The following is a 12,082-nucleotide window of genomic DNA, read 5'->3' as shown; positions in this document are numbered from 1 at the left end:
CTATGGGTGCAAATTCTGCGCTAATTTTTGGAATTTTAATTAATGTCGCGATTTTATTGGTCTTTTTCCGTTTTTTAATGCAATTGGCGGCAGTAAGTCCTTATAATCCTGTGGTTTTATCGACCGTAAAGGCGACTAAAATTGTTGATATTTTTGGCCGAATTTTTCCGACGGTCGCAAAAGGCCGATTTAATTTAGCTGCGTTGGTTCTTTTAATTATTTTATATTTGCTGAAAATTTTTGGCGTGATGTATCTTTCTGGTTCTATGCCAAATAGTCCGGTTCACTTAGTGATTCTGACATTTGTGACGATGATTCAGGACCTAATTCGTTTCTGCCGTTATTTAATTTTCGCGACAATTATTTTGAGTTGGGTGGTTATGTTCACTCAATCGCGTTCACCTTATATTGAAGTGATTCAAGATTTAGCTGAACCATTACTCGCGCCATTCCGTCGTTTATTGCCTAATATGGGAATGATTGACTTATCTCCAATTTTGGCGTTTTTGGCGCTTTATATTGCCGAGATATTAATGAATGAAGTTGCAAAAGTTCTTTTAACGGGGCTTTAAGTTAACGCAAAAAAAGGGCTGTTAATACAGCCCTTTTTTTATTTCTACTAATTAATGGGCATCATCCCAGTTTTGCCCTTGCCCAACTTCAACAACTAAAGGCACAGAAATTTTTACTACAGATTCCATGACAGTCGCGATTTGCTTAGAGAGCTCTTCGGCAATGTTTTGATCTGCTTCAAATACTAATTCATCGTGTACTTGAAGTAGTAGTTTGGCTTGATCTTTTGGCAAGATTTTATCGACTTCAATCATTGCGAGTTTAATGATATCAGCAGCACTACCTTGTAACGGTGCATTAATTGCAGCACGTTCGGCAGCCTTACGTACCATTACATTTCGTGCATCAATATCTGGTGTATAAAGACGACGACCTAAAATAGTTTCAACAAAACCTTGCTCTGATGCAACTTGACGTGTGCGTTGCATATATTCATAGATGCCAGGATAGCGCTGGAAGTATTGTTTGATATAGTTTTGTGACTCTTGACGTGTGAAACCTAACTGACGAATTAAACCAAACTCAGACATACCATACAGTAGACCAAAGTTTACTGCCTTAGCTTGACGACGTTGATCATTGGTCACATCTTCAATTGCAATGCCCAATACTTCTGCCGCAGTACGGCGGTGAACGTCTTGTCCATGCTGGAATGCGTGTACTAATGCTTCATCTTGAGAAAAATGAGCCATTAAACGAAGTTCAATTTGTGAGTAATCGGCTGCTAGTAAAACTCGTCCTTCTGGTGCAATGAATGCCTTACGAATTTGACGCCCAATTTGTCTACGAATTGGAATATTCTGTAAGTTAGGATCAGAAGAGGAGAGACGACCTGTTGCTGTGAGCGCTTGGTGATAACTCGTATGTACACGATGCGTGTCATTGTGAGATTGCTCAACTAAACGGTCAGTATAGGTACTTTTTAGCTTTGCTAAACCGCGATGCTCTAGAATAATTTCTGCTAAAGGATGTTCAATTTTTTCTAAAACACTTTCACTGGTGCTGTATTGCCCAGTTGCGGTTTTTTTACCGCCTTTAATTCCTAATTTATCAAATAGTATTTCGCCTACTTGTTTAGGCGAAGCAATATTAAAAGTTTCATCTGCAATTTCCATCGCTTGATTTTCAAGCCCTTCCATCGTTTTTGCAAATTCAACGCTTAATTTATCTAAGAAGGCATGATCTAGACGAATACCATCTTCTTCCATATCCGATAAAATACGGGCAACTGGCATTTCGATGTTATATAAAATATTTTCTAGCTCAGGGAATGGCTTAAGTTTGTTTGAAAGCACTTCATATAAACGATAAGTCACATGTGCATCTTCTGCAGCATAGTGAGCAGCAACTTCAATCTCAATTTGATTGAAAGTCTTTTGTTTGGCACCCTTACCAGCAATTTGTTCAAAAGTGGTGGTTAAGTGGCTTAAGTAGACACGAGCTACGTCATCCATGCCGTGACGAGTGGCTGCTGCATTCAATACATAAGATGCAAGCATGCTATCGAAATACCAGCCTTTAAGTTCTATGCCATGATTGGCAAAGATATGGGCATCATATTTAAGGTGATGCCCAATTTTTTTAACTGCTTCATTTTCTAGCACAGGCTTAATTTGAGCCAGAATTTGATCACGATCCAGTTGTTGTGGCGCATTTTCATAATTATGCGCTAATGGAACATAGTAGGCATCTTTCGCATCAAATGCGATTGAAAAACCAACCATCTCTGCAATACGGTAATCAAGGCTTGTAGTTTCTGTATCAATAGCAAAATGATCGGCATTTTGCATGCGTTGCCAGAGCTGATCCCATGCTTCTTGGGTTAAAACAGTGTGATAATTTGCAGTTCCAAGCTGGTCATCTTGACTGGTTAAGCTTGCTTGATCTTCAGTTTCTATAGATTCAGCAGGTTTAACTTCATTTTGAACAATAGTCTGTGAAGCTTGTTGTTTATAGCTTGAGCTATTTGGATTGTTTGGATGATCAAGTGACTGTAATTGGTTTCTAAACTCAAGCTCAGTATAAAGATTACGTAGAGCCTCAACATTTGGATCAGTAAGCTTTAACTCATGCCAATCGAGTTCTAAAGGAAGATCACAGACGATACTAGCTAACTGGTGGTCAAGCTTAATATTGTCTAAGTTATCTTTAATATTTTGGCTAAGTTTGCCTTTAAGTTGGTCTGCATTGGCAATAATATTGTCTAAAGTGCCATATTCAGTTAGTAACTTAGCTGCTGTTTTTGCGCCTACGCCAGGTACACCCATGATGCCATCAGACGCATCGCCCATAAGGGTTAAGTAATCAATAATTTGATTTGGCCAAACACCAAATTTTTCAAATACCCCGTCGGTATCCATTACGCGGTCTTTGAAGCTGTCTTCTAATTTTACATGGTCATTGACGAGCTGAGCCATGTCTTTATCTCCGGTTGAGATAAGTACATGATGGCCTTCGAGTACGGCACGTTTAGCGAGCGTACCGATAATGTCATCTGCTTCTGCACCCGGAAGACTATATAAAGGAATTCCTTGAGCTTTAATCAATGCATGCAAATATGGAATCTGTTGAGATAACTCTTCCGGCATGGTTGGGCGATCACCTTTATAAATAGGTGAAAGCTTGTGGCGGAAAGTTGGCTCAGGCGTATCAAAAATGACGGCCATATGTGTTGGCTGCATACGGCGCATTAATTTTTGAATGGCAGAAATTGCCCCACGTATTGCATTGGTATGTAACCCTGTAGAGGTCGTCAATGGTGGTAATGCATGATATGCACGAAATAAAAAATAGGACCCATCAACCAAGACAAATGGTGGCATTGAACAATTCCTTAATCTGAATTACGGGTATTTTACGTGAAAACGGCTATGAATGCAGGTTTATGATTTTTGCAGTATTTTGTATGTATAAATATACGCTTGTATTGGCTTGAAGTAAGATGACCTGTAATGAAGGTGTCATATTGCTAAGCCCATGTATAAAAAAGACAAACAGGGAATGATCATTGTTTTGATCGCTTTGACTTTGTTTTTAGCCATTTCAATTGGTTTTAAATTTCAGAGTGCTGTTATTGCTTTATCTATTGCACTTACTGTCATTCTAGTTCAATTACTGTCAAATCTGCATGAGCGTTTAACTCATTTAGAACAGCAGTTTTCTCGGCAGAAAACGCCACTTTATTCTATTCACATGCAAAGAACAGTGATTTATGCAGCCGCCTTGGTTGCATTAGTTGCTTATATAAATCATTGGATGTGGATTGCTGGTGGGGCTTTACTGGTTTTATTGCTATGTTTGATTCAAACCATCAGTGCATTTCATACTCGACTATTATACCTCGAGTCAGCAAAACAAACTGTTCATGTAAATGAGACCATACAAACAGAAGTTATAAATCCTGTAATAGAACAAGTTAGTTCCAATAATACAGACACGCTAGTCCCAGCAGAAACGGCACCTTTAAATCAAACAGAACAATCAGCTCATGTACAGACTGCATGGTGGCAACCAGCCGTGGATTGGATGATTCATGGCAATCCAATCTTAAGAGTTGCTGTTGCTGTGCTTATGGTTGGGGTCGTGTTGCTATTGCGTTTTGCAAGCGAGCATTGGCAACTTAGTTTAGGCGTGAAACTTGGATTTATTGCGATTGCTGGAGGTGTGTTAACGGCATTTGGGTATACATTGCAAAAGAAAAATCAGCTTTTTGCTGTGGCATTGCAAGGTGTCGGGCTGGCTGTTGTATTCCTGACACTTGTGTTCTCACATCATTTTGGTGTAATTGCCAACCTAACTACAGCGAGTATCCTGTTTACGATTTTATTAGCTATTACGGTATTCCTGAGCTTAAAACAACAAGCTATTTATTTGGCAATATTAGCACTTGGTATGGCTTATGCGGCTCCTTTAGTTATTCCGCAATATCGCCCTGATGTAACCTTCTTATTTAGCTATTACTTAGTAATTAATTTAGCAGTTGCTGCGGTTAATTTTATTCAGCCTTGGAAAATCTTAAATCAAATAGCTTTTTTTGCCACAATGTTTATTGGTGGTAGTGCAATCGCATTTTATGCAGAACCCGCAAAATTTAATACATTAGACTGGATTTTGTGGTGCCATATCGCACTGTTTATTTGGCTTAGTGTTCGTTATAGCCAAAATATATCTCGGACGTCAGCAAGTGAAAAACAAGAAGGTATTCGTTTACCTCCGCTGTTAGATGTGGGTCTTATTTTTAGTGTGCCTGTGCTGGGCTTTACGCTACATGCTTACTTAGTACATGAGTCTACACAAGCGTTGACGATTGGTGCTGCTGTCTTGGTAGGTACATATGCGCTATTAACTTTTTGGATTAAAAAAACTCATCCACAGCTTTCGGTCCTTGCAAAAAGCTTTTTCATTCTCGCGGTTGCGTTTTTTGCCTTAATTTTCCCGCTTGCAAAAGGAGCACATTGGACAGCAATTGGTTGGGTTGCTCAAGGTACGGCTTTAATTGTGTGGGGAGTAACTGAGCGCTACCGTTTAAGCCGATATATTGGTGTAGTTTTAGTTTTACTTAGCTCTATTGCACTGTTTTATCAAGTGTGGGCAAATGAAGAGTTCCCAACGCTAAGCACAAGCATCTATGCAATTGCTCAATTTATTTCTGCCTTTTATTTATTGCAATACAACAGTAAAGAGCAACGCTATTTTAGCGCAAGCATGTTTAGTAGCATTTTCTTGTGTTTAGGGATGTATGCAGGTGCTGTAGCTGGTGTAGAAATAATGACATGGTATCATCATTCTTTGAGTCCATATTTGATGTTCGCCGTAGTTCTAATAGCAATATTTAGTGCAATCGTTCACTATAAACTTCGTGTGCAATGGCAAAGTTTGCAGTTAATTTTAATTAGCCTGTTACTGTTGTTAGTTTTGGGTGAAGCGTTTGCGAGTCAAGTGTTTACGTTGTTTAAATGGGTAGACTCATTACAACAAACTACTTTCTTAGTCGCTACCATTATTCTAAGTGCCTTATTTCTTATGGCTCAACCGCAGTCGGATGAGTCTGGGTACTTAAATGTCTGGGCTGGTTTAAGCTGGTTGGCGTTAGCAATAGTTGGTTTGGTGATCTTTCCAAAAATGCCAGTTGTTGCTCTGGCTTTTATCCCTGTGGTTTATTCGCTTTGGGCGTATAAGACTCATAAAACTACATTGTTGCATCAAATTCCGGTTTGGTGTTTAAGCTTAATTTGGTTGCTAGTTGTGAGCGTTGATCGCCACTCTGCTGAGCATCTTTATTTTGTTCCTTTATTTAACTTAACTGATTTTCTTTCTATTTTAGTATTTGCAAGTCTGCTCTTTATTATTTATCAACATGCTTTTGATCAAGATAAATCATTAGAGTGGACTTTTAAAATTACAACAATTTTAGCTGGGTTATTGGTATTCAGTAGTGTGGTCGTTAGGGGCTTACATCATTATTGGGGAACGCCACTATGGGGCTTAGCAATTTGGACGAATGGTGAAGTGCAGTTAAGTTTGACATTGCTTTGGGTCATTTTGGCATTTGTATTAACTACATTCTCAAGCCGTAAAATGATTCGTCAACTCTGGTTTGTAGGTGCTGCGCTTTTAGGTATTGTGGTATTAAAGTTGATTTTGCTTGATCTATCACAAAGTGCGACATTAACTCGAGTCATTTCGTTTATTGGGGCAGGTGGAGTAATGTTAATTATTGCTTATATTGCGCCATTACCCCCGTCGTCTACCGCACAGAAGAATCAAGAGCCTAAGCTTTAGGCTCTCGTTTTAATTCTTTTTGATTGCTATATTGATCGATATCATCTTCAGCAAAAACAGTAGATGGTCGATCAATCAATCCCATTTTTGGAACAGGAATTTCGATCTGATTGTCTAAAAATCCATTTCGAATTCGTTCTTGCATCTCATCCCGAACTTTTAAAGAGTTTTCTTGTCGACACCACATTGCAAATAAAAGTTCAATCGATGATTCCCTGAATGCGGTAACCGTAACTGCGGGTTTTGGATCATCCAATACGAGTGGATAATGGGCTGCCACATCGAGTAGAACTTCACGTACTTTAATAATATCTTCGTGAAAGTTGATTGCGAGTGTAATTGGAATACGCCGTATAGGATATTTAGATAAGTTGTGTACAGGCGCACGAATAAGTTGTTCATTCGGCAAACGAATATAGACATTGTCGAGTGTAAGTAACTTGACTGAGAGCAAATCAATTGAAATGACTTCGCCTTCAATGGTATTACCACGAATGAGAGTAATCTGGATCGTATCGCCGACTTCAAATGAACCTTCACCAATCAAAAATAAACCACTAATCAAGTTGCTGGCAGATGTTTGCGATGCAAAACCGAGTGCTACAGTTAAAATACCTGCTGCACCGAGGAATACACTAAGTTTGAACCCTGCTTCTTTCAAACTTGTCATAATGAAGAGTAGGAAAATAAAATAAAAAATACCACGGCGCCATACAAGGCGTTGGTGAGCATTAAAACGTGAGCCAATGGTTCTAATAAATGTATTTGAAATAATACGAGCAAGTACAAATCCAATAAAACACAGCACAACAGCGACTAAAATTTCGCTAATACGTTCGGTATTGATATTGGTAAATATACTTGTGAGGCTATCAGCGATATCTTTTGGAATATTTGAATCAGCCATATAAACCTCTTAAAAGAATGAATCAAACATATTGAATAATGCTCCACCAGGTGAACGTGGTGGGTGAACATAGGTGACTTCACCAGCAAGAGGTGGTGTACGGTTTTCAATACGAATGCGTGCGGGACGGTCAGAGCCTTCATAATAAACTTTAATTTGAGAAGTCCATAAACGACCTGTACTTTCACTATAAAAAAGAGGCAGAGCGGTAACTGGCACATTCATACGATCAAAGCGTAATTGATGATTACTGGTGTTGTGAAAGTCAATTGGAGTAACAGCACGGAAAGCACGTGGTGTTAATAGATTCAAATCAGTACGTCCATCCACGGAAGTGGCATAACAGATTTCACCTTGCTGTGCATTAGGACCAAACCACGTATCTTTAGGCTGAATCACAGGAATCTCAAACAAAGGTTCATGCTGACTTTCAACTAAGCCTGCAATCCATAATGGTGTGCTTATATATAGAGTCCCACGTTGACCAGCTGGAATATAAATAGGATCGACAGGTTTAATAACCACAGAACGATCTGCCAGACGTGGCATCAGTAAAAATTCTGGGTTGGTCTTTCGAAACATGTATCGTTCTACTTGAACATTATGTGGAAAGGCAAAATGTGGATCGGCAATTGGGTGCCAATCTTGCTCATTATCATCTTGGAGAGACGGACGATAATATTCGATGCGCCATTCTTTTATGCCACGTGTTAAACGAAAGAGCATTGAACCGAATTGCCATGCTTTGGACTGGTTAATTTCAAAGTGCTGTTCACCCCACCATTTTAAAGAATTCTGGGGGTGAGGCTGATATTCATTATTTTCAAACAAGACGCAAAATTCCTCTACCGAGTTGTTAAACAGACTTCACGCTGTAATCTGCTTAGAGTACACTCAAAATCATCTTACTCATCATTATAAATTGTGATGCAAATATTGAAACAAATACAAGTTCCATATAGTTTTGCCAAGCGTCATGGTGTTTTATTTCGTTATGACGGTGATCAGGTATTTATTATTAGACGTCAAAATACTGAAAAAATTGCATTGCAGGAAGCAAGACGCATCTTGGGTAAGCCAGCTCATTATCAATTATGTACTGAACAAGAATTTAATACGCTCTTAAGTACGAGTTATGCAGGTGATACAGGGGAGTCACAACAAGTTGCGGCTGGTTTAGAAGATCATCCGGATTTATTGAGTTTGGCCGATCAGGTTCCTGAAACAGAAGACTTGATGGACCAGGAAGATGACGCGCCTATTGTGCGTCTGATCAATGCACTTCTCTCTGAGGCAATTCGAGTAGGGGCTTCTGATATTCATATTGAAGCTTTTGAAAAGAAACTATCTGTACGATTACGTGTAGATGGACAATTGCGTGAGATTGTACAACCACGCCGTGAGTTAGCGCCTTTATTAGTCTCGCGTATTAAAGTTATGGCGAAGCTCGATATTGCCGAAAAACGTGTACCACAAGATGGACGTATTTCTTTACGTCTTGCTGGTCGTGAAGTGGATGTGCGTGTTTCAACTTTGCCATCGTCGCATGGTGAAAGGGTCGTTATGCGGTTGCTTGATAAACAAGCGGGCCGACTCAACATGACTCACTTGGGTTTAATGGCTAGTGACTATGAGCGTTTAACTCAGTTAGTGCATCGTCCCCACGGTATTATTTTGGTCACAGGACCTACAGGTTCGGGGAAAACGACCACCTTATACGCAGCCTTGTCTGATCTAAATGACAATACTCGTAATATCTTAACTGCTGAAGATCCAATCGAATATCAACTCGAAGGCATTGGTCAAACTCAAGTGAATACCAAAGTGGATATGACATTTGCTCGTGCTTTAAAAGCAATGTTACGTCAAGATCCTGATGTGGTGATGGTGGGGGAGATTCGTGATCTGGAAACTGCTGAAATTGCAGTTCAAGCATCTTTAACAGGTCATTTGGTTTTATCAACACTGCATACCAATACCGCTATTGGTGCGGTTACTCGACTTAAAGATATGGGAATTGAGCCCTTCTTATTATCAAGCTCTTTAATTGGGGTGATTGCTCAACGCTTAGTTCGTACTTTATGTCCACATTGTATGACATGGCGTGAAGCTGATACTTTTGAAAAACAGGTTTTTCAACATATTAATAATGAACCGTTGCTGCAGTTACCTGAAGCCAAAGGGTGTGATCATTGTTCACATTTAGGTTTTAATGGACGTACAGCGATTTATGAAATCGTACCAGTTGATGAACCTATGCGCCGTCTAATTCATGGTAACGCAGCTGAATATGAATTAGAAAATCATGCTCGTGAGTATTCAGGTTCTATTCGTGATGATGGTTTGCGCAAAGTACTTGCAGGTAAAACTACACTCGAAGAAGTGCTTCGTGTAACCAATGAGGCAAGTGAAGCATAATATGTAAGATAAAAAATGCCCGATTTGATTCGGGCATTTTTTTTATATTAAAACTTATTCAGTTACAATATTAAAGGTTACATCAATATTGTTGCGAGTTGCATTTGAATATGGGCAAACAATATGAGCTGCTGCAACTAACTTTTCAGCTTCTTCACGGTCCATACCCACTAAGTAAACATTTAAAGTTACTTCGATGCTAAAACCTGTAGGAATTGGACCAATACCTACTTCACCTTCTACATAAGCGTCTTTGCTAATGTTAAATTTATCGCGGTTTGCAACAAATTTTAAAGCACCTAAAAAGCATGCTGAATAACCAGCTGCGAATAGTTGCTCTGGATTTGTTACAGCACCACCAGCACCACCCATTTCTTTAGGTACACCAAGCTGTACATCTAATACGCCGTCTGATGAAGTCGCACGGCCATCACGACCACCGGTTGCTTTAGCTTTTGCACGATAAACAACTTTTTCTAATGACATCGTTTTTATTCCTAAAATAAATTGAATACAAATATATCGTACACGACTTAATTATTTTGACAAGTATATTTTTTAAAAAAATTGCTGTTTATTTGACTAAGTTTGTACGGAGTTTAGTAAGTTGATCTTTAAGACCTAGTAGTGTTGTCATATCACATGAACTTGCTTCTAATACGCCTGCTGGAATATGAATTGCTTGATCTTTTAATTTTTTTCCTTCATCGCTCAGCGTAATAATCACTTGTCTCTCATCTTGACTTGAACGGGTACGACGAAGTAAATGCGAGGCTTCTAACTTTTTCAAGATAGGTGTGAGAGTAGATGATTCTAAAAAAAGTTTAGCTCCAATTTCTGAAACAGTCACTTCATCCTGTTCCCACAACACTAACATAACTAAATATTGGGGATAGGTGATACCCAAAGGCGCTAGTAGTTTTCTGTAGAGCTGATTAAGCGCTAAATTTGTTGAATAAATGAGGAAACATAATTGATTCTCAAGCTTTAAGTTTTGACAGTCTTGGTCCATATCTTCCTCAAAGAAACTAATATTGCTTTTGTAGTATATCGCGTTCTATTCAGTTTCTTAAATGTTCATAAGAATAGGTTATGAATAAAGTAAATTAAGGGATATAAAAAATGGAATAATTACATCAATTATTCCATAAGATAAAAATATTCTAGATGAAAGTGTTTACCACAAATCGGCAATCTTTTTCATTAAACGCGCACGATATTTAGCGGTAGGATTATTTGCATTGCGTTGTTGCTCTTGTTCATAAAAATCTTGCCATGCAGTAATCATTTCAAGCGTTGTTCCTTGTTTTTTAATCACCGAAACATCTGCTGGCTGAATATTTTCTAAACGTTGTCTTGCACCTTCTGCGCCTGTACCCCAGCCAATAATTCTTTGGCCAAAAGCAGGCAAGGGGATATTTTTAGGAGTTGCTGGAAGAATATCTGAGTTGAGCTGTGCAGCAGGCGAAACAAAATGGTTTGTTGTACCAGACTCTGCATAACAATGAATATTTGCCCCCAAGCAAAAAATGCTAAATAAGTATTTCCACATGAATAATTAAACTTTTAATAATGAATCAATTTACGGTGAGTCATCAGAGGCATTGAAGAGCGGACGAGTTCTTGTGCTGTTAAATCAAAGGGTACAGTGATTAAACCACTCCCTTTATATCCAATCATACTTAAAATTTGGCCACGACTATCTGTTGCCCCAGAGTGTCCCCAGGTTTGTCGTTTTTCACCATGCCAGCCCTGTTGTGCTGCGCCTAAAACATAACATTGGCTATCCATTGCCCGAGCTTGTAGTAAAAGCTGCCAGTGCATTTGTCCAGTTGTATAAGTAAATGCAGCAGGAGCAGTAAGAATATGAGCGCCTTGTTGTCTCAGAGTTAGAGCAAGCTCTGGAAAACGTAAGTCATAACATACCATTAAGCCAATATTGCCAAAAGGGGTAGATGTGACTACTACGTCTGTTCCAGGTTCAAAGAAACGAGACTCTTGATAACCACCGACAGCATCACCCACTTGTACATCAAATAAATGGATCTTGTCATAACGTGCTTCTGTACGCTCAGGGCTAATACAAAGACTAACCGTCCGGACTCGACCATCTTGAATGGTAGATCCATCTGGACGAAATGGACATGGTAAGGTACCGGCCACAATCCAGATTTGATATTGATGTGCTAGTTTCTCAAGCCGTTGTTGAATAGACTCAAATTGCTCAGCTGTTTCGCGTTGTTTTCCAGCTGCAAAACATACAAAGTTTTCGGGGAAAACAATCAGGCTAGCATTTTGCGCCTTACTTTGTTGAATCAACGACTCAATGACTTGAAAATTATTTTCAATATCATCTTGAGAGTTCATTTGAGCAACAGAAATAAGGGTCATATTCTAATCCGG

At 39.1% G+C, this 12,082-nt stretch carries 10 protein-coding genes; 3 read left to right on the top strand and 7 right to left on the bottom strand.

The annotated features are described in order from the left end of the window. Positions 1–2 precede the first annotated feature (2 nt). On the top strand, positions 3–572 hold the full coding sequence (locus ACYU0V_RS15275; protein ID WP_000501183.1) for a YggT family protein: 570 nt from the start codon (positions 3–5) through the stop codon (positions 570–572). A gap of 51 nt (positions 573–623) precedes the next feature. On the opposite strand, the gene polA is transcribed toward ACYU0V_RS15275, so the two are convergent. Then, positions 624–3,395 (bottom strand): DNA polymerase I, encoded by a 2,772-nt coding sequence (gene polA, locus ACYU0V_RS15270; protein WP_461848116.1) that lies wholly within the window; start codon positions 3,393–3,395, stop codon positions 624–626. Between the two features lie 154 nt (positions 3,396–3,549). Here polA and ACYU0V_RS15265 point away from each other — a divergent pair, with 154 nt between their 5' ends. Then, positions 3,550–6,354, top strand: coding sequence for a DUF2339 domain-containing protein (locus ACYU0V_RS15265; protein ID WP_461848115.1), 2,805 nt, complete (start codon positions 3,550–3,552; stop codon positions 6,352–6,354). On the opposite strand, the gene ACYU0V_RS15260 is transcribed toward ACYU0V_RS15265, so the two are convergent. Then, a complete protein-coding gene (locus ACYU0V_RS15260) occupies positions 6,344–7,261 on the bottom strand; it encodes a mechanosensitive ion channel family protein (RefSeq protein ID WP_461848113.1) in 918 nt (305 codons plus the stop codon). The genes ACYU0V_RS15265 and ACYU0V_RS15260 overlap by 11 nt on opposite strands. 9 nt (positions 7,262–7,270) lie before the next feature. Beyond that, entirely contained in the window at positions 7,271–8,092 is an 822-nt protein-coding gene (locus tag ACYU0V_RS15255) for a hypothetical protein (RefSeq protein ID WP_086264989.1), read from the bottom strand. Positions 8,093–8,188: 96 nt separating this feature from the next. On the opposite strand from ACYU0V_RS15255, the gene gspE reads away from it, so the two are divergent. After that, positions 8,189–9,679 carry a type II secretion system ATPase GspE gene (gene gspE / locus ACYU0V_RS15250; RefSeq protein ID WP_461848112.1) on the top strand — a complete coding sequence of 497 codons (1,491 nt, stop codon included), beginning with the start codon at positions 8,189–8,191 and terminating at the stop codon, positions 9,677–9,679. A gap of 54 nt (positions 9,680–9,733) precedes the next feature. Here gspE and ACYU0V_RS15245 read toward each other — a convergent pair whose 3' ends face one another. The 4 genes from ACYU0V_RS15245 to ACYU0V_RS15230 all read right to left on the bottom strand — a co-directional run bounded on the left by ACYU0V_RS15245 (position 9,734) and on the right by ACYU0V_RS15230 (position 12,070). Next, entirely contained in the window at positions 9,734–10,165 is a 432-nt protein-coding gene (locus tag ACYU0V_RS15245) for an organic hydroperoxide resistance protein (RefSeq protein WP_002117290.1), read from the bottom strand. Between the two features lie 88 nt (positions 10,166–10,253). Next, positions 10,254–10,691, bottom strand: a complete 438-nt coding sequence (locus ACYU0V_RS15240; protein WP_461848110.1) for a MarR family winged helix-turn-helix transcriptional regulator — start codon at positions 10,689–10,691, stop codon at positions 10,254–10,256. A gap of 165 nt (positions 10,692–10,856) precedes the next feature. Then, positions 10,857–11,231 (bottom strand): DUF4951 domain-containing protein, encoded by a 375-nt coding sequence (locus ACYU0V_RS15235; RefSeq protein ID WP_461848109.1) that lies wholly within the window; start codon positions 11,229–11,231, stop codon positions 10,857–10,859. A gap of 14 nt (positions 11,232–11,245) precedes the next feature. Next, the gene (locus ACYU0V_RS15230) at positions 11,246–12,070 is read right to left on the bottom strand and encodes a carbon-nitrogen hydrolase family protein (protein WP_461848108.1); all 825 of its coding nucleotides are present in this window, start codon (positions 12,068–12,070) and stop codon (positions 11,246–11,248) included. Positions 12,071–12,082: the final 12 nt, after the last annotated feature.

The sequence above is a fragment of the Acinetobacter sp. X9 genome (assembly GCF_054889255.1).
The sequence above is the reverse complement of the archived record's forward strand: the minus strand, read 5'-3'. Positions and strand labels throughout refer to the sequence as shown.